This window comes from Bacteroidales bacterium, from assembly GCA_016709865.1.
Taxonomy (GTDB): domain Bacteria; phylum Bacteroidota; class Bacteroidia; order Bacteroidales; family VadinHA17; genus LD21.
Window position 1 is genome coordinate 180,854 of record JADJLX010000006.1, and the last position, 20,726, is coordinate 201,579.

Here is a 20,726-nt window from a genome sequence, read left to right on the forward strand (position 1 = left end):
AAACAAAGTACAAAGTACTGACTATAAACTTGATACATTTCCCCTCCTTTTGAAGGAGGGGTGGCCGGACCACATTTTAATTATGATACAAATGCTCATACCGGCCGGGGTGGTTGATTACCTAAGCTGAAGATGATTTATTCCTAAGTTATTATCTGAAGAACTTAAGACTTTTGCTGCTAAAGAGGTTTTGGTTTTTCATACAAATTAAGGTAAGAAGAGTTCTATGAATCAACCACCCCGGTCGGGAAATCTAACTTCCTATATGTCAGATAATCAGCACTCCCGACCACCCCTCCTTCAAAAGGAGGGGAAACTTTTTTATGTTCTCATACACCCCCAATGCTTAAGGTTACATCTTTACCCTTTAGGGGGGCAGGGGGGCAAATAATTAAAGCCTTTTTAGTTCAATTATCCTTTCCTCGAGTGAGTTGATCTTCGACTCTGCATCACTTTTCTTTTTTCTCTCGAGATCAAGGACCGCAGCAGGTGCATTCTGAACAAAGCGCTCATTATCAAGCTTTTTCATAACAGAATTAAGAAATCCCCTATGATATTCTATCTCCTCCCTGATCCTGGCCAATTCCGCCTCAACATCAAGCTTTCCATCAAGAGGTATGAAATACTCTGTGGTGCCTGTCATGAATGAAGCAGCACCATCCTTCTTCTCAGAAACAAATTTCACCTCTGATAAGTTGCAGAGCTTCTTAATAACAGGAAGATAGCCCGAAACCTTATTATCTGAATCTGACAATATATGAAGTTCCAGCTTTTCCTTATTGGGAATATCTTTGTCTTTCCTCACTGAACGGACGGCACTTATCGTCTCCTTAACAGTTTCAAAAGCCGCAACCATCTCCTGGTCATATTTATTTGCCTTTGGAATAAGTGTCATCATTACACTTTCTCCATCCTTTCTCTCTTTAAGAAGCTGCCAGATCTCTTCAGTGATAAACGGCATGAACGGATGTATCAACCTGACAAGTTTATCAAAGAGAACTATTGTAGCCTCAAGGGTTGCCCGGTCAATCGGCTTCTGATACTCAGGTTTGATTATCTCAAGATACCAGCCTGAAAACTCATCCCAGAAAAGTTTGTATGTAGTCATCAGGGCTTCGGAGATCCTGAATTTGTCGAAGTTAAGTTCAATTTCACTTATGGACTTGTTTAAAACCTCTTCCATCCAATTAACGGCAATTGCTGACGATTCGGGCTGCTCAATAGTCTCGTCCACATTCCAGCTTTTCACAAGCCTGAACGCATTCCAGATCTTATTGGCAAAATTACGTCCCTGTTCAGGAAGCGAGTCTTCATACAACAGATCATTACCTGCCGGTGAGCAAAGGAGCATACCTACCCTGACACCATCTGCGCCATACTTCTCAATCAGCTCAAGAGGCTCAGGAGAATTACCAAGCGATTTTGACATCTTCCTTCTCTGCTGGTCGCGGACAAGCCCTGTAAGATAAACATTACTGAATGGCTTCTCTCCGATATATTCATATCCTGCAATTATCATTCTGGCAACCCAGAAGAAAAGAATCTCAGGAGCAGTAACAAGGTCGTTTGTAGGATAGTAGTATTTTATGTCTTTGTTACCCGGATCAGTAATCCCGTCAAATGATGCAATTGGCCAGAGCCACGATGAGAACCATGTGTCAAGCACATCATCATCCTGCCTGAGGTCGCTCTCCTGAAGGGTGGTCTTTCCGCTTCTCTCCCTGGCAAGCTTAAGCGCTTCACCTGCATTTTCAGCAACCACAAACTCATTATTGTCATAATACCATGCAGGTATTCTGTGACCCCACCACAACTGACGGCTTATGCACCAGTCGCGTACATTTTCCATCCAATGCCTGTACAGGTTCTTAAACTTGGCAGGATGTATCTGCACATCATCATTCATTACAGCATCAAGAGCAGGTACCGAAAGATCTTTCATCTTAAGAAACCACTGAAGTGAGAGACGCGGCTCAATTACTGCATTGGTCCTTTCCGAACGGCCTATTTTATTGTTGTAATCTTCTACTTTAACAAGATTCCCGCTTTTCTGAAGCTCCTTCTCAGCCAGAACCTTCGCCTCAAACCTGTCTATTCCCTCAAACATTCCGGCTCTGGAACTGATTGTACCATCTTCGTTGAAAACATCTATCGACGGAAGATTATGCCTTAATCCAATCTCATAGTCATTGATATCGTGTGCCGGGGTAATCTTCAGACATCCGGTTCCGAATTCAGGATCAACATAGCTGTCAAAAATAAATGGCACCTCGCGGTTAGCCATAGGAACAATGACTTTTTTACCTTTCAGATGCTTATATCGTTCATCATCCGGATTGGCACAAACGGCTGTATCGCCAAGAATTGTTTCGGGACGGGTTGTTGCAACCATAACATATCCGTCTTCACCAACGATCTTATATCTGACATAATAGAGTCTAGATCTCTCCTCGGTATAGTTCACTTCCTCGTCCGATACGGCTGTCATGGCCTGGGGATCCCAGTTAACCATACGTACTCCCCTGTAAATAAGGCCTTTATTATAGAGATCTACAAACACTTTAATCACCGAATCATACCTCTTTTCATCCATTGTGAAAAGAGTCCGCTCCCAGTCGCAGGATGCTCCCAGTCTTTTAAGCTGCTCAAGAATTATACCCCCATGCTTGTGAGTCCATTCCCATGCATGCTCAAGGAATTTCTCCCTGCTTAGATCTCTTTTTTCAATTCCTTCAGCCTTAAGTTTTGCAACCACTTTTGCCTCGGTAGCAATGGAAGCATGATCAGTACCCGGAACCCAGCATGCATTCTTTCCAAGCATCCTTGCCCTTCGTACCAGAACATCCTGAATGGTATTATTCAGCATATGCCCCATGTGAAGAACACCTGTTACATTGGGAGGAGGAATTACTATTGTATAAGGTTCTCTTTCATCAGGTATGCTTCTGAAGAAACCATTTTCCATCCAGTACCGGTACCATTTGTTCTCTGCTTTACCGGGTTCGTATTTTGAGGGAATATCCATGATTTACTGTGGTGTTATCTGAAATAAATGAAATGCAAAATTATAAAAATTCATTACATTCGCTGAATACAAAAGGAAAAAGGGCTGCTGGTTCCATAAAACAAGATCATTAACCTGTTCCGGAAAAATAAATCTGCTGCCATGAAGAGAAACAGAGCTTTCAGTCTGATATTATTTTTAATCCTGATCTGCGTTTTCGCTTCATACTGTACAAAAGATGAAGAGACTGAAGCAGAAAGAAAAGAGGCATTGACAATTAAGTTCAATTCTGAGATTAATGCTGACTCTCTGAAATCAGTTGTAACATGGCTCCAGCAGATGGGTACAAGGTTTGCCCTGGCAGAAAACCGCAAAAATGTTGCTATAAGTATTAAAAAACGTTTTGAAAGACTGGGATATACGAATGTCAGGCTGGATTCATTTCCCATTAATAAGATCTACAGAAATGTATCGTATTACCAGAATTGGCAGTATAATGTAATAGCCTCAATTACCGGCTCTGTTTATCCCGACTCAATTTGCATTATCGGAGGTCACTATGACAACATTCTAAAAACCGGCGATCCCTTCACGGCAGCGCCCGGGGCCAATGATAATGCAAGCGGAGTAGCTGCTGCACTTGAAATAGCGAGAGTTTTTAAAACAAACAATTATAAACCCGATAATACAATAGAATTTATTGCTTTCGGGGCAGAGGAGTTAGGGTTGTTCGGCAGCTTTTATTATTCTGATTATGCCAGGATAAACTCGAAAAAGATAAAGCTGATGCTGAATAATGACATGATCGCCTTTAATCCATCATCAAATAAATCTGACTGGAGTGTGAACATTATGGACTATGATAATTCACACAATCTGAGGAAAGAAGCTGAAGTGATATCAGGGCAATTTACTGATCTGAAAACTTATAACTATAATACCTATAATAAGCAAAGTGACAGCTATCCTTTTTTTGTAAACGGATTCAAGGCTCTCTTTTTTATATCGGCAACTTCTGATCCCTATTATCACACTTTAGATGATACTGCCGACAAATACAATTTTGAGTTTTGCCGTGAAATAGTAAAATTAAATTGTGCAATTCTGATTGATAAAAACTGATAATCATCGTATTACAAGGATATCAGACACAGCCCTATCTCCTTCATGGTCAAATTTCTTATTATCGCAGGGCATGTTTACAACTCCGTTGAATGGTTTTCCCGAGATCCACATTGTTGTTGAACCTCCGCCGTCGAAATTAACAGCGTCTTTACATCCAAGCAGTTGCATCAGCTGAGTTACTTCATTAATTGTAAGTCCAGCAGCCTGGTCAGTTCTGCCGTCAATCGTTACGATAACTATTTTATGTTTGCTTTTCTTTCCTACAACTGTCCTGGGATGTTTGTTTACAACCAGAGGAGTAAGAGGAAGCTGTATCCGTTTATTTCCCGACAATAATAATGGTCCGGTTACAAGTACTTCACCATACTCGGGATGAGTATCATACCAGCTGTTTGTATGAGCTTCTTCAATAAATACATCACCAGTTTTATTCACAAGAAATGACCCGGTCATATTTGCATTCCGGCTCCAGATTTTTGAAGTATCTGAATCCTTTATCAATCCCCCCGTTCTAATGTATGCTACAGATCCTCCGTCCCTGATATTAAAGAAACCGCCATTGACAGCAGCGAGGGCACCTGAATTCACAGCCTGTTTGCTCAGGACACTGTTTTTTCCAGATTCATAGTAGAGAGCAATTCTCCTTCTTCTGGTGTTAACTGTAAGTACATTCAGATTCTGGGGAATTGAATCATTTAAGATTGTATGTGCTGATTTCCAGATTAACCCGGGGGCAATTCTTTCGCGATCCCATTTAACCTTTTCAAATCCTGTGATCTGACCAGTCAGTGGACCAGAGAGAACAAGTAAAATTACAAGCAGGCAAAAAATCAGAACTGATCTCCTTTTCATAAGTTCAAATATATAATTTATAGTCAGATCAGCTTCAGCGGTTTATTGCTATTTAAATAATAAAGTGCTAATGATCATATTTTACGATATTCAAATTGTTTACTTTTGTTTCGCAAAACAAAACATAAACATATGCCAGCCATATCCGATAAAGGTAAAATGATGCCTGCATCACCGATCAGGAAGCTTGTTCCATATTCAGAAGAAGCAAAACGTAAAGGAAGGAAAGTTTATCATCTTAATATTGGTCAGCCCGATATCCCTACCCCTGAAGTGGCGATGAATGCCCTTCGTAACATAAATATTAAAGTTCTGGAATACAGTCATTCAGCAGGAAATGAATCGTACCGCAGGAAACTGGCTGCTTACTACCAGAAGATTGGCATTAAGGTTGATCACACCGAGATGCTGATAACCACAGGAGGATCGGAAGCCATATTATTCGCACTGATGTCGTGCGTAAATCCGGGTGAAGAGGTCATTACCCCTGAACCTTTTTATGCCAACTATAATGGTTTTGCAACAACAGCCGGTATAAAAATTGTACCTGTAACATCTCATATAAAGAATGATTTTGCTCTGCCTCCAATTGAGGATATCGAGAAAAAGATTACTCCTAAAACAAAAGGGATAATTGTATGCAATCCAAATAATCCCACAGGCTACCTCTACTCAAAAAATGAACTCCTTCAGCTAAAAGAGATTGTAAAGAAACACGACCTGTTCCTTTTCTCTGATGAAGCTTACCGGGAGTTTTGCTACGATGGTGCTGAACATTTTTCTGCGATGAATCTAGAAGGAATAGAAAATAATGTAATTCTTCTTGACTCTGTATCAAAGCGATACAGCGAATGCGGGATAAGGATCGGAGCCCTTATTACAAAAAACAAGGAGGTAATTTCAACAGCTCTTAAATTTGCGCAGGCTCGTCTCTCCCCTCCCGGACTCGGACAGATTGCTGCAGAAGCTTCAATAGAAACTCCGGCAGATTATTTCGAGGGGGTAAACAAAGAATACACGGCCCGAAGAAACTATATGGTGGAGGCGCTTAACAAAATCCCGGGAGTTTACTGCCCAAAACCGAAAGGGGCATTTTATACTGTGGTAAAGCTCCCTGTTGATGATGCTGACAAATTTGCACAGTGGCTGTTAGAAGATTTTGAGTATAACAATCAAACAGTTATGGTTGCTCCTGCATCGGGTTTCTATTCAACTCCGGGGTCAGGAAAAAATGAAGTCCGCATAGCTTATGTTCTGAAGATCGATGATCTGAAACAGGCTATGATGATCCTTGCTGAAGCGCTGAAGGTATATCCTGGAAGAGTGTAGCCCCCCTGCCCCCCTAAAGGGGGGTTAATTCCTGCAACTAACTGTAATTCTTCTATATATGCAAATTTAGCCCCCCTTTAGGGGGGTTGGGGGGCGATCTGAGGTAGGAACAACTATTTATACAAAAGGTACTTCTCCCTGACCTTCCCAAACTTCTCCAACCCATCTTTCCAGCTTTCACGGATCTCTTTGGCACTCATACCTTTCTGAATCTGCTCACGTAATCCCGGACCACCGGCCAGAGTATCGAAATACTTTGTGAAGAACTTATCTTTCTGCGGGAAATCATTGTAGGCACTTATAATCCAATCGAGATTAATCTGAGGTTTGGGGACAATTTTGTTCTTTAATGCATCTCTTAGATCAGTGCCATAACACTTAACACCCAGGAGTGGCGGATTTTTTGCACCCGGTACACTCTCAGGAGTAAAGCTGAATCCCCTGTCGGGCATGTCTGGACCACCAAACACCTGAAAAGGGAATGCTGTCCCTCTGCCAAGAGAGAGCACGGTACCCTCAAAAAAGCAGGTTGAAGGATAAAGGTAAATTGAATTCTGATTTGGCAGGTTTGGCGAAGGTTTCACGGGAAGATCATAGTATGTTTTATGAGTGTAATTTTTACACTTAATAACTTCAAGATCACATTTTAGACCACCCTTAAGGAATCCTTCACCATTCAGCATCTGTCCGTACTCTCCTACTGTCATTCCATGAACAATAGGCACAGGATCCATTCCTACAAATGAGCGGTAAGTCGTGTCGAGAATATTTCCATCAAAATAGAAGCCGTTAGGATTGGGACGATCGAGGATAATGCATTTTTTATTGTTTTCCGCGCAAGCCTCCATAAGATAATGAAGTGTTGAAATATAGGTATAAAAACGTGTCCCTACATCCTGTATATCAAAGAGGACCACATCGATACCTGCCAGATCTTCGGGTGTTGGTTTCTGATGAGTACCATACAGACTTATTATCTTTATCCCGGTAACCGGATCTTTTCCATCTTCGATCAGCTCGCCGGCATCGGCCAGATTCCTGAATCCGTGTTCCGGAGCAAAAATCACTTTAATATCAATACCTATTCCAAAAAGATTGTCAACAAGATGGGTCTGACCAACCAGTGAAGTCTGATTTGCGACTATCGCAACAGCTTTTCCTTCAATCTGGTTTCTGTAAAGTTCTATCTGACTGGCTCCTGGAACAGGATCGTTTTTTGCCCCGGAACATTCTGCAGATAAAGCTATAATACCAGCCAACAGAGATACAACAAGTACTTTTTTCATTTGAATTTAAATTTGATATGTAAATCTAAGATTTTTTTATTTCAAAATTGTTTTCTCTGTGTCTTCTCCCTGTCTCTCTGTGTAACTAAAGAAAATAAGATTCATTTACTTAACCTTTAATTTATTAAATTTGGGGACTATAAAATATTACATGAATCTACCATATTTCATAGCACAAAGGCTCATTAAAGGGAGACGGGAAGAGACATCCTTTTCGCGCCCGATAAATGTTATTGCCATAATAGGCATTGCTATGGGACTGGCGGTAATGATTCTTGCAGTAGCTATACTTACAGGCTTTAAACAGGAGATCAGGGATAAGGTTGTCGGATTCGGGTCTCATATTCAGATCATGAATTTCGATTCGAATATCTCTTTTGAGACTACTCCTATCAGCGGTAATCAGGAATTTATTCCCAGGATAAAAGCAATCCCCGGGATAAAACATATCGAGGTTTTCGCAACTAAGGCAGGTATTATTAAAACAGATGAAGATATTCAGGGTGTTGTACTGAAGGGAATAGGAAGTGATTTTGACTGGAGCTATTTCAGCAGTAATCTGGTGGAAGGTTCCGTCTTTACAGTTACTGATACAGGAAGAACAGATAAAGTATTAATCTCTAAGAAAATTGCAGATATGCTAAGCCTCAAAAACGGGGACTCATTTGCAATGCACTTCATACAGGATCCTCCGAGGATGAGAAAATTCACTATCAGCGGTATCTATGAAACAAGTCTTGAGGAGTTTGATAAGATGTATGTCTTCTGCGATATCGGCCATATTAAAAGGTTAAACGGATGGGAAGATGATCAGATTAGCGGTTTTGAGGTGTTTATTGATGACTTTGACAGGCTGGATGAAATGACTCTGGCAGTAAGGGATGCAATAGGTTATAAGATTACTGAAGAAGATGCAAAATTCAAGGTAACAAATATCAGGATCAGATACCCTCAGATCTTCGACTGGCTAAACTTTCAGGATATTAATGTCATAATTATAATCCTGCTTATGCTTGTTGTTGCCGGATTCAATATGATTTCAGGATTGCTTATTCTTATCCTGGAGAAAACCAACATGATCGGCATTATTAAAGCACTCGGTTCGGAAGATAAAACTATAAGAAGGATCTTTCTTTATCAGGCAGCTTACCTCATTGCAAAAGGCTTGATCTGGGGAAATGTAGTCGGAATAGGACTTGCTTTTCTGCAGCTTAAAACGGGCATAATAACACTTGATCCCTCCTCATACTACATTAAAACGGTTCCGGTTAATCTTGAACTTGCGCATATTTTATTACTAAATGCAGGTACCATGGCTGCAATTGTAATTATGCTTCTGGTTCCTTCACAACTTATAAGCAGGATAACACCGGTGAAAGCAATAAGATACGATTAAAAACTCAGGCAGAATACCGTTTCCTTATAAGGCACTGATCTTACTTTCAGGTTACCGCCATGTACCTTCATAATCTGTCTCGATATACTTAATCCGATTCCTGATCCCTTATCCTTAGTTGTAAAAAACGGCACAAAGATCTCATCGAGTTTTGCCTCTGAGATTCCCGGACCATTATCAATAACACATAGTTCAGGCCGGTTATCAATATCAGTATTTGCAATTATTGTGATCCGGGTGTCAGGATTGTTTTCATTAGCTTCCAGTGCGTTCTTAAGAAGATTAATAAGGACCTGCGATATCAGATTCTGATCAGCAAAGATTTCAAGATCCGGATTTATTACCTTAACTGACAATTCAACTTTCCTGCTCGTTTCAAGGGATTCATAAAGAATCTTAACCCTGCTTAATAGATCTGTCACCCTGAAGATCTTCTTTTCAGGTTCAGGCACCTTTGTCAGCTTCCTGTATGATTCCACGAATGACATCAAACCTTTCCCCTGATCTTTTATAACGTTCAGACCCTGCAGTGTTGTATCAATTGCTTTTGATGTCACTTCCTCAGGCGGTACAGGATCACCATTTTTTGTATAGATCTTGGAGAGGCTCTCCGACAAAGATGTAATCGGAGTTATGGAGTTCATAATTTCATGCATCAGCACCCTGATAAGTTTCATCCACGATTCCAGTTCCTTCTCATCTAGTTCATGCTTAATATCCTGAACAGACAGGATTATGAGCTCATTTTCTTTCATTCCAAAAGATGTAGCCTTGAGTGAGAGCTGAGTTTCACCCCGTTCATTGTTTAATGCAACAAGCTTTCTTTCAAACGGTTTTATATTATTTATTGTATTAAACAGCTTTTTATCAATCCGTTCAATTTGGCTGAGATGGGTAAGCACTTCTGCTGACAGAAGTCGTTTTGCAGCAGAATTGGCATGCATAACATGGCCTCTGCTATCATATGTAATAATACCGGTGGCAAGATGTTCAAGCAGTGTCTGGAAGTATTGTTCCTGTTGCCGGTTTACAATTTTCAGCTTCTGGATCTGCCGGTTAACCCTATTCATGCTTTCATACAATTCACTGAATGCCAAACCTTTGATATCACCAGGAAATGAGAGACTTGAATCATCATTGCGAACAGAATCAAAGAAGAATCTGATTTTTTTATTTGTTGTATTCAGAAACGAAATCAGGTTTATGGTAAGTACAATAATTGCGATCAGGCAGATAATTGCAATTCTGACCGAGTAATCAACAAGGAGAAAATATCCGAGTAACGAACAGAAAACAACAAGGAGTAAGACGCGGATAATAATACTTACGTACAGGTATTTGCTAATCATTGATCTGCTTTTTTCATTTTGTTATAAAGTGTCTGCCTCGTAACACCAAGCTCTTCAGCAGCGGCGGTAAAATTGCCATCGTTTTTTTCAAGAGCCTGCCTAATCATTTTCCGCTCCATCTCCTCAAGGGTGGAAACAGCATAATTATTACCCGGCAGATGAGCATTCCTCAGGTAGAGATCATCAGCTTTAAGGACAACTGATTCGCTTAAAATAACTGCCTTTTCGATAGTATGCTGAAGCTCCCTGATATTTCCGGGCCATGAATAGCTTAAAAGCTTATCGTGAGCCTGCTGATTTATTCTTATATCAGGTTTACCGTACTTATAGGTATATTTCTTCAGAAAGAATTCAGCCAGAATTATTATATCATTACCTCTTTCCCTGAGAGGCGGAAGTTCGATCTGAATTGTATTGATCCTGTATAAAAGATCCTCGCGAAACAGTCCTTCCCCAACCAACTTTTCAAGATTTCTGTTTGTAGCACATATAAGTCTTATATCAGTTGGTATAACCTGATTTGAACCAATACGAGTAATCTGACGGTTCTCAATAGCGGCAAGAAGCTTTGCCTGAAGATGGAATGACAGATTTCCGATTTCGTCAAGAAATAAGGTCCCTTTATCGGCAATCTCAAATTTTCCCTGTCTGTTCTCACGAGCATCTGTAAATGAGCCTTTGGTATGGCCAAATAATTCACTTTCAAAAAGGGTTTCACTTAATGATCCTATGTCTACACTCACCAGAACCTCATTTGACCGCGCAGAAAGACGGTGAATCTCCTGAGCTATAAGTTCCTTTCCGGTACCATTCTCGCCTGTTATCAGAACAGTGGCATCAGTTTTGGCAACCTTTCTGACCATATTTAAAACCTTCATCAGCTGTGGTGATGAGCCAATTATGTATTTCTGGTCGCGGTTCAGTTCCTTTTTTAATCCTGTTTCCCGCTCCCGCAATTCGTTAACCTCTTTTTTTGAAAAATTCAGCTGGAGTGCTATGTTTAGTGTAGCAATAAGCTTTTCATTATCCCATGGCTTCAGAATGAAATCTGAAGCCCCCGCTTTAAGAGCCTTGACTGCCAGATCAATATCCCCGTAGGCTGTTATCATAACCACCGAGACATCGGGATAGGTTTCCCTGATCTTTCCCAGCCAGTATAATCCTTCGTTTCCGCTGTTTATTCCTGCCTGAAAATTCATATCCAGGATAACAAGATTGTAGTCTTTTTTACGAAGCTCAGCAGGGATGAGGTTTGGATTGGAGAGTGTCGTTACAGATTGAAATAGAGGCGATAGCAGTATCTCAAGGGTACTCAGGATACTTTTATTATCGTCGATTACAAGTATGTTACCTGGTTGTTGCATTTTAATGCTCCCAACTCCCAAAAGGGCGCTTTATTTATACTCAGAATTACCTCAAAACTAATTTATAAAAACACGAAAGTCAAGGATATGTAAAATATTTTTACACTAAATTGTAAATTATTTTTACCAAGCCTTATCATACTGGTTTCTATTATGCTGATTTTCTAATACATACAAATCTGGCATAATTATAGTATTTAATTTGAAAATTCTACCATCATGATGCTGCTAGATTTAAAAATAGCTGTGAGGACCCTTAAAGGGAATAGAGTCCTTTCTGCAATAAGTATACTTGGACTGGGTATCGGACTTGGTTCAATAATTCTCTTGCTCGCTTTAATAGTCCATGAAACATCGTTTGACAAATATATTCCGGACTATCATAATGTGAACAGAATATTATTTGGTCAGACTTCATCCACTTCTTATCCTCTTGCAGAGGAGATGAAAAAGGATTTTCCTGAAGTGAAGGACTACTTCAGATTCTACCAGGCTTATAATGTACCTGTCGGAAAGGCAAAGAACGAGATGGCCTTTGAATCGAGTTTTTCCTTTTCTGATGCCTCGATGTATAATATTATGGGTATTACATTTATTGCAGGTGTGCCTGCAAATTCGGTGGGTGATGTTGCAATCTCCGAAAAAACCTCACAAAGGATATTTGGAAAAAGTTCTCCGCTTGGAGCTGTTCTGTTTGTAAAAATTAATCCTAAAGAACTTATAAGCCTTACTGTTACAGGTGTATTTGAGGAATTTCCGCCTAACTCAACAATTACGCCTAATCTGATAGCAGATATAAAGTTATCAGAAAAGATGTTTGTCAACTTCCAGACTCAGTTAGGCCAGTTCGGCGGAGGGATAACAACTGCGCTCAACTGGGATAATTTATCTATTTTATCTTATGTGGTACTCGATAAAAACACAGACAAACAAGCCCTGGCTATAAAGATGGAGAAATATAAATCTCTCTTCAGGGATCAGAACTTAAAAGACTGGAAATTCGTCCTGCAACCCGTCGATGAAATTTACTTAAAATCAGCAGGAATCTCAGGAGGCAATGGTGCCATAAGGATCGGAAATTCAAATGAACTTAAATATTACTGGTCTATATCTTTCCTGATCCTGCTCATTTCTGTCGCGAATTATATTATCCTCACAAGGGCAGCAACATTTGACAGGCTCAGAGAACTTGGGACCAGAAAAGTTATGGGCGCTTCAGGAGCCACTCTTAGGAAACAAATTCTTGTTGAGTCTAATCTGGTAACGATACTTAGCCTGATTCCGGCCAGTTTCGTTATCGATTTCGGGATGACATTTATTAACAACACATTAAACAGAACCTTATCAAGTGAAATTTTTACCAATCCACTTATGTGGCTGCTTCTCATAATTGTAGTAATTTTTACAGGCACTGCATCCGGATTGCTTATCAGTTCCAGTATTTCCAGAACTCCATCCTTACTTCTTCTGTCAGCAAAGACTTCTGAAAAATCAAGAATAATAAGATGGGACTATTCATTTCTCGTATTCCATTTCAGCCTCTATATTATCTTGGTTGTAAGTGTTTTAACTGTAACAAAACAAATCAGATATTCAATGAATAATCTGACCGGAATAAATCCGAAAAATATAATGGTCAGCTACCTCAACTCCCCAAAATTACAATCAGGATTTACAACAATCTGTAATGAGATGCAAAGTATGCCCGGCGTGGTCAAAGTTGCCGGGGGCTCATTTATTCCTCCCTTCCGCGATTTTCTTCCAATAACTTTGGCTAATCCCAATGGGGAGAAAAACAGATTTGACGGCCTGATAATGGGAGAAGGGATGACGGAGATGCTTGACATGGAGATTCTTGAAGGTTCAGCATTCGGCCCATATCAAACTACCAGAATGGATGTGCTGATTAATGAATCAAGTGCCAAAAAATTCAACATTAAGGTGGGTGACAATTACCTTGGTGTATTTTATATCAGGGGAATACTAAAAGATTTTCATTCACATTCGCTTCACACACTTATACAACCAATGGTTATCCTTCAGCAAAACCCTGAAAAAATGGGTCTGGTTGCCATTAAAACCGATGGAACAAATGATAAACTGATCACAGAAAAACTGAAAGAGGTTTTCAGTCAGATCGATCCCTATGAGGTATTTGAAGTTAGTTATATTACTGATAATATGAAGGAATTTTACCTGACAGAAAGAAATCAGGCTAAAATTACCGGAGCATTCTCATTACTGGCTACAGTTCTTGCTATTATGGGACTTTTTGGAATTGCCCTGATAAGTATCTCAAGAAAAACAAAAGAGATTGGTCTCAGAAAAGTCAACGGAGCCTCTGTTTTTGAGGTATTGTACCTTCTTAATAAGGATTTTGTAAAATGGGTTGTGATATCGCTCTTTATTGGAATACCTGTATCATATTATCTTGTAAATGATTGGCAGGACCGATTTGCATATAAAACAGAACTGAGCTGGTGGATATTTGCAATAGCAGGGCTCTCTGCAATCATGATTGCATTAATTACAGTCAGCTGGCAAAGCTGGAGGGCAGCAACAAGAAATCCGGTGGAGGCATTGAGATATGAATAGGCAGGACATAAGTAAATTCGAAATAACCAGGAAGATTGCTTCGTCGTACTCTCCTCGCAATGACTGTCAGATTAATAATGCATTCTAAGATATGATACTGAAAGACATACGACTTGCATCCAGAAATATCCTGAAAAACAAGGGAGTAAGCAGCATAAACATTCTTGGACTCTCAGTCGGTATGATGGCAGTTCTCCTTATCTTCCAGTATATCAGCTTTGAAAAGAGCTACGACAAATTCTTTGAAAATTCAAATCGCCTTCAGCGTCTGGTTTTTTATAGATATTACCAGACCGGACTAGACAAAAGTGTTGGGAATAACTACTTTATAGGACAGATTGCTGCTGAAAAAATTCCTGAGATAGAGGATTTCTGTCGCGTAAAAAGAGACGCTGCATTTTTTCAGGCAGGAGAGCAGATCTTCAAAGAAGAAAGAACACTTTATGCCGACAGCTCTTTTTTCGATATGTTTTCCCATAAAGTTATATCAGGCAATAAAGCAGACTTTTTAAGGCAACCAAATACTGTTATACTCACAAAATCTACAGCAAAGAAATACTTCGGTGATAATAATCCGGTGGGAGAAATAATCTATGCTGTTAATCCCGGTAAAAGACCGCTAACTGTTCTGGGAGTTGTAGAAGATGTACCGGTCAACTCACATCTCAAATTCGAACTTGCAATATCATTATCAACTATCACTGATAAATCATACTGTTATAGCTGTAACAACACCAATACCTACTTTCTCTTGAGAGAAGGTAGTGACCCTGTTAAGATCTCCGCGGAAATCACCGAGCTTGCAAAAGAAAATTTCACATCTAGAGATATTGTTCTTGATTTCCCTATTGATTTTCATCTTCAGCCAATAACTGATATCCATTTGCGTTCCAATTACCGTTTTGAATTTGAGACTAACGGGAATAGCAGATATCTTTCTATTCTGCTTGCCATTGCATTATTGATTCTCCTTAGTGCAGGATTTAACTATTTTAATCTCTACTCCACTGCTACAGGAAAGAGGATAAACTCAATTGGGATCAGAATTATCAATGGGGCCTCGGGCCGGAATATAATTTCTGAATTTATTACCGAAGCAATTCTTACCGGGGTAATAAGCCTTATTCTGGCCTTTCTTTTGCTTTTTCTGCTATATCCATTTTTCAAAGATCTCCTTGATCTGCAGTTCACACTTAACTCTCTTTTCAACATCAGAACATGGCTCCTGCCTTCTTCCTTCCTTCTTTTTCTGAGTCTGATTGCAGGACTATTACTGGGTCTGAAAATTTATAATGTAACACCTGTATCATTCATCAAAGGTCATTTTCAGATTAATAACAGGAAAAACTCAGGAAGGCCTCTGCTAGCAGGTCAATTTATTATAGCGATTGTACTTATCGGATGCACTTTGGCAGCAATAAAACAGATCGGCTACATGCAAAAGGAGGCTTTCACAATGAATATTGACCAGACACTTGTTGTCAAAAGGCCAACCGCCAGGCAATATAATACAGTTCAGAAATCATTTCAGGAAGCTCTGCTAAAACATCCGGGAGTAAGTGAGATTACATTTTCCACAATTGCTCCCGGAGAAAAGAACACGTGGGTAAAAGGTGGAATTACAATCAAGGGAAAAGAGAAACTGGGTTACCAGTTTTTCCAGATGGATGTTTCGCCTGATTTCTTTAAGTTTTTCAATGTAAAACTACTTGCCGGACGGAACTTTTACAATGATGAAACGAACTGGCTCGGCGGGCCAAAGCATTTAATCCTGAACAGGGAGGCAGCTATGGCTTTCGGCGAAGACAAAATTGAGAATCTGATAGGAAAGACTCTCTGGGATTCTGATTTGAAGGAAGAAATGGGAGAAGTGGTTGGAATCATTGACGGGTATTTCCAGAATTCACTCGATCAGGAAGTGAAACCAACAATATTTAATTGCGACCAAGTCGGGTATTATATATTTATCAGGATGAGAAATGCTGATGCGAAAGATATTGTTAAAAAGGTTTCTTCAGAATTTAAGACATATTTCAAGGATGAGTACTTTGAATATTATTTCCTCGATGAATTCTTTAATTCACAATACAAATCCCACATACAGCTTTTCAGGAGCTTCATCCTGTTTAGCATAATGGCTGTTTTTATAACAAGTCTCTCATTGTTTGGTCTGGTAGTGGCGGCGAGTATATCAAGGACAAAAGAGATCGGTATCAGGAAATTGAACGGAGCCCGAGTATCGGAAATACTATATCTGCTAAATATTGAGTATATAGTTCTTATTTCAATTTCCTATTTAATTGCTGTACCGGTTATATGGCTGGCAATGCACAAATGGTTGCAGGGCTTTGCTTACAGGACTGATTTAGGTTGGTGGTTATTCATAACATCTGGATTATTGGCTTTCGGAATTGCCTTGTTAACGGTTAGCTTGCAGAGCTGGAGGGCAGCGACAAGAAATCCGGTGGAAGCGCTGCGTTACGAATAATGTCATATATATTTTCAAAAATTATAAAAACAATAAAAATGAAGTTAAGCCCAATAATCAGAAGCTACATAAGAAATCCCCTCAACAGTACTGTAATAATAATTAGTCTTGCATTAGGGCTTGCTTGCTTTAACCTGCTTTTTATGTTCATTAACCGGGAATTGGAAACAGATTCTTTTCAAAATAACAAGGAGAGGATCTATGCGCTGAAAAGTGATGATCCATGGGTTCCGGGGGGAAAAATGTATTTCTGTAAAAAAGGTTCTGCTGAATACATTAAAAACAATTTTTCGCAGGTTGAGGAATTTTGCCGATTAAAGCAAGGTGGTGCCTTGAAAATAATTGCCGGGAATGAGGAATACTCAGATATCCCGGCTATTTTATCAGCATCTGAAAATTTTTTCAGTTTCTTTTCATATAAGCTTCTGACTAATAATCCTCAGTCAGTCTTACAGGCTTCAGATAATATTGTCATCTCATCTGATCTGGCTAAAAAATACTTTGGAAAAGATGATGCTGTTGGAGAGGTCATTAAACTTGTCAGGCAGGATAAGGTAGAGACTATGATCGTAACCGGGATTTTTGAAAAACCAATCGCGAATACCCAGATTGTTTTCGATATGGTTCGAATGACAGAAGATACCGATAGCCGGTGTTATTTAAGGCTAACCTCTCCAGATGTAAAAGAAGATGTTGAAAAACTATTCTCAGAAAATAATGCTTCAATTCCGGTAATAAATACCGGAACACCCAACACATACTATTTGGAGCCTTTCCTTGATGCATATTTCGACCAGGCCAGAGCATCTGCAATTGAGGCAAACAGGAATAAGAAAGATATCTGGATAGCACTTGTAATTGCACTGATGATAATAGGTATAGCCTCCTTTAATTACCTGGGATTATTAAATAATAAACTTGTCGAAAAACAAAAAGATTATATTATAAGAAGAATAAATGGAGGGTCAAAAGCAGGGCTAATTTTCGACTTTATTTTAGAAAACGTAATCGTTCTTGGCGTTTCATTTGTTATAAGCCTCTTTATTATACAGGAGCTTCTGCCGTTTTTCAATGAATTGACCGGAAGCAATTTGTCCGAGAAATTTATATTCCGGATAGAACAACTCCCTGTTCTGATAATGATATTGATATTTCTTGTCTTTCTTACACTGATTTTCATTCTGTTAAGAATTCAATCTACTATAGATACGAATTTATTAAAACCCGGGAACCACCATACTATTAAACGCATACAACTGCCTGCATTTAATATTTTCCAACTCTCAAGTTCTATAGTTCTTATCATATGTTCAATCGTTATAACCAAACAAATAAAATTCATTTCAGATAAACCAATTGGCCTGGACAGAAATGTAATTGAAGTTAAATTGTCAGGACCGAATACAAGTAAGGTTTCAGTTTTTAAAGAAGAATTATTAAAAAACAGTTCAATACAAAAAGTCTCAGTTGTGAGTGCATCTCCGCTGCTTGAACATTTTCTGCTGTTGCTAAAGTATAATCAGGATGGTGTTGAAAAACAGTATTCCCCGGCTGGTTTCACAGGTGATGCAAATTATTTAAGTACACTTGGACTCGAACTTATAAAAGGAGAAGGATTTTCAGAAGACCTTACATTGAATAATAAAAAATGTCTTGTTAATCAATCCTTTGCAGCACTATTTAGTGACCAGGGTCTAATAGGCAAAGGTATTCCGGGAATGGAAGATCAGATAATAATTGGCATTGTAAAGGACTTCAATTATTCCAGTCTGAAATCTCTGATTGAGCCTGCGTTTATCTCCTACTCGGAAAATGGCACTCACCTGATGGTTAAAGCTCTGGACAATCAGGAGGTTCAGGCCAGAGAAACAATAAGTCAGATCTGGAAAAAAATCATTCCTGATTACCCGGTAAACATTGAAACAATAGGAGACCGCTACGAGGTTCTTCATCAGGAAAATAAGAACTACATCCGACTGATAGGAGCTTGTTCCGGAATAAGTCTGTTTCTCTCAATGATAGGGTTGTTTGCAGTATCTTATCAGACCAGTCACCGACGAACCAAGGAGATTGGAATCCGTAAAATAAATGGAGCCACAATAAAAGAAATATTAATGTTGCTTAATAAAGATATTACGAAATGGTTAGCCATTTCATTTCTGCTGGCTTTTCCTTTAGGCTGGTATATTATGAATAAATGGCTTCAGAATTTCGCCTATAAAACAGAATTCAGCTGGTGGATATTTGCTCTTTCAGGTATTGTTACAATAGGAATAGTTATATTAACAGTCAGCTGGCAGAGCTGGCGCGCAGCAACTAGAAATCCGGTGGAGGCATTGCGATACGAATAATATTTGGAAATGAGATAATTTGGTAATTGGAAAATGAAAAACATTCTTAAAACAACTTTTCTGATTCTGCTTTTATTTGGGTTTGCCTGTCACCGGAACAAGTTGAAAACTGATGAACGGGTTTTGTCTGATAAAATGAAAAAGGAAGAGAGGCTAAGAGCCATTGACGATAGTACAAAAAGGGCCGGAAGAATGAACAGCAGGGTAAGTGGAATTTCAGGTGGATTTAAAAGATCAGAAGACCGTTCAGTGGATCCTTCGTCACCTCCTGTCAGGATCGATATTGCAGGCAACCTTGAGAATTTTGCAGATTTAAAACTTTCCGACATAGGCACCAGCATCGAATATGTTCGCATGGCTCCGATTCCTGATACGACAATTCCCAGCGACCTGAAGTTCAGATACAACATTATGGATAATTTTATTGTTGCAAATAACCTCTATGGCATTCACCTCTATGCAAAAGATGGAAGATACATCCGGCAGATTGTTAAGAATGAAATGACAGGGGTTGAAGTTACTTCCGAACAGCTAAAATTCTGGTTTGATTATACTCTGAAGGGAGGAAGGAGCGTTACAAGAGTTGATGGCAACAAGTTGTTTTATAATTACAGCAGCAATATCACAGGACAGAATTACATTATGGAATATGACTGCTCATCAACCCAGTTAACTCCTGACTACAAGTTCGATCCTGAGAATCCTGACAGGATTTCCGGTCTCGGAAATGTCTCAATTGATCTTAATCACGGAAATACTGTTCCTCCCCCTCCGCGAAAGCACCAGGGAATGTTCAGCGGAAACCCTGAAGCATTCTATTATGACCCTGCTGTGCAGTTATTAGATGCTGACACATATATATATCCTGTCCATGATGATAAAAACATGCTGGTTGTCATTAACTATCAGGGTGATACGCTTTCAGAATTCACCCGAAGGGAGAAACTTGTGAACTACACAAAATCACTGATGAGAGGCACAGACGGAGGAAGTCAATACGAAGAAAATGGATATCTTTATGTAAGGCCCGCCTTTAATGATACCGTATTCCGGATAACTCCTCCAAACAGGATGACACCGGTTTATATACTCAACCTTGGAAGCTACAAAGTTACTAAAAAACAGGGAGTTGATCCCGATTTCAAACTAACAGACAAAATAATCCCTAGTGATTGGGCTGAAACCAGAAAACATATATTCATGACATTTACCAAAGATGATTATGATTGTCCAAACACCAGAAAGAATAAAACAGTCAAGATTTATTATGCAATATTTTACAAAGAGTCGGGAATATTAAAGGTTATAAAAGGAGATCCTTTTAACTATGCTCCTGAGATACTCGACAACAATATTGATGGCGGAGTTCCGGTCTGGCCGGCATTTTATTCAATCAGCAAAAACGGGGAAATTCTTGTATCGCTCAAGGGGAAAGACATAAAAAGGCGGATCAAATCAAAGGAATATCGTCAGTCATCGGCTCCGGAGCATAAGAAAATGGAACTTGAAAAACTAGCCGCCTCAGTTTCAGAATCGGAAGATATACTAATGATAATCAAATGAATATTAAAAACCTTTTGGGTTAAA

At 39.4% G+C, this 20,726-nt stretch carries 12 protein-coding genes; 7 read left to right on the plus strand and 5 right to left on the minus strand.

Features of this window, described 5'->3' with window-relative positions; all coding sequences use genetic code 11:
* Positions 1-391: 391 nt before the first annotated feature.
* Positions 392-3,025 carry a valine--tRNA ligase gene (locus IPJ16_17205; protein ID MBK7628905.1) on the minus strand — a complete coding sequence of 878 codons (2,634 nt, stop codon included), beginning with the start codon at positions 3,023-3,025 and terminating at the stop codon, positions 392-394.
* 141 nt (positions 3,026-3,166) lie between these two features.
* Here IPJ16_17205 and IPJ16_17210 point away from each other — a divergent pair, with 141 nt between their 5' ends.
* Positions 3,167-4,126, plus strand: coding sequence for a M20/M25/M40 family metallo-hydrolase (locus IPJ16_17210; protein ID MBK7628906.1), 960 nt, complete (start codon positions 3,167-3,169; stop codon positions 4,124-4,126).
* 3 nt (positions 4,127-4,129) lie between these two features.
* On the opposite strand, the gene IPJ16_17215 is transcribed toward IPJ16_17210, so the two are convergent.
* On the minus strand, positions 4,130-4,981 hold the full coding sequence (locus IPJ16_17215; GenBank protein MBK7628907.1) for a phosphodiester glycosidase family protein: 852 nt from the start codon (positions 4,979-4,981) through the stop codon (positions 4,130-4,132).
* 132 nt (positions 4,982-5,113) lie between these two features.
* Here IPJ16_17215 and IPJ16_17220 point away from each other — a divergent pair, with 132 nt between their 5' ends.
* Complete coding sequence (locus IPJ16_17220) at positions 5,114-6,310, plus strand: pyridoxal phosphate-dependent aminotransferase (GenBank protein ID MBK7628908.1); 1,197 nt, start codon at positions 5,114-5,116, stop codon at positions 6,308-6,310.
* A gap of 113 nt (positions 6,311-6,423) precedes the next feature.
* On the opposite strand, the gene IPJ16_17225 is transcribed toward IPJ16_17220, so the two are convergent.
* On the minus strand, positions 6,424-7,596 hold the full coding sequence (locus tag IPJ16_17225) for a DUF1343 domain-containing protein (protein MBK7628909.1): 1,173 nt from the start codon (positions 7,594-7,596) through the stop codon (positions 6,424-6,426).
* A 151-nt stretch (positions 7,597-7,747) separates the two neighbouring features.
* Here IPJ16_17225 and IPJ16_17230 point away from each other — a divergent pair, with 151 nt between their 5' ends.
* The gene (locus IPJ16_17230) at positions 7,748-8,992 is read left to right on the plus strand and encodes an ABC transporter permease (protein ID MBK7628910.1); all 1,245 of its coding nucleotides are present in this window, start codon (positions 7,748-7,750) and stop codon (positions 8,990-8,992) included.
* Here the strand turns inward: IPJ16_17230 and IPJ16_17235 are convergent.
* Positions 8,989-10,341 carry an ATP-binding protein gene (locus IPJ16_17235; GenBank protein MBK7628911.1) on the minus strand — a complete coding sequence of 451 codons (1,353 nt, stop codon included), beginning with the start codon at positions 10,339-10,341 and terminating at the stop codon, positions 8,989-8,991. The genes IPJ16_17230 and IPJ16_17235 overlap by 4 nt on opposite strands.
* On the minus strand, positions 10,338-11,705 hold the full coding sequence (locus IPJ16_17240) for a sigma-54-dependent Fis family transcriptional regulator (GenBank protein ID MBK7628912.1): 1,368 nt from the start codon (positions 11,703-11,705) through the stop codon (positions 10,338-10,340). The genes IPJ16_17235 and IPJ16_17240 overlap by 4 nt, the downstream gene beginning before the upstream one ends.
* Before the next feature lie 219 nt (positions 11,706-11,924).
* Here IPJ16_17240 and IPJ16_17245 point away from each other — a divergent pair, with 219 nt between their 5' ends.
* The 4 genes from IPJ16_17245 to IPJ16_17260 all read left to right on the plus strand — a co-directional run bounded on the left by IPJ16_17245 (position 11,925) and on the right by IPJ16_17260 (position 20,702).
* Positions 11,925-14,300: an ABC transporter permease gene (locus IPJ16_17245; GenBank protein ID MBK7628913.1), complete on the plus strand. Its 2,376-nt coding sequence runs from the start codon at positions 11,925-11,927 to the stop codon at positions 14,298-14,300.
* A gap of 91 nt (positions 14,301-14,391) precedes the next feature.
* Positions 14,392-16,788, plus strand: a complete 2,397-nt coding sequence (locus IPJ16_17250) for an ABC transporter permease (protein MBK7628914.1) — start codon at positions 14,392-14,394, stop codon at positions 16,786-16,788.
* 38 nt (positions 16,789-16,826) lie between these two features.
* The gene (locus IPJ16_17255; GenBank protein MBK7628915.1) at positions 16,827-19,139 is read left to right on the plus strand and encodes an ABC transporter permease; all 2,313 of its coding nucleotides are present in this window, start codon (positions 16,827-16,829) and stop codon (positions 19,137-19,139) included.
* Between the two features lie 33 nt (positions 19,140-19,172).
* Positions 19,173-20,702, plus strand: a complete 1,530-nt coding sequence (locus IPJ16_17260) for a DUF4933 domain-containing protein (protein MBK7628916.1) — start codon at positions 19,173-19,175, stop codon at positions 20,700-20,702.
* Positions 20,703-20,726 lie beyond the last annotated feature (24 nt).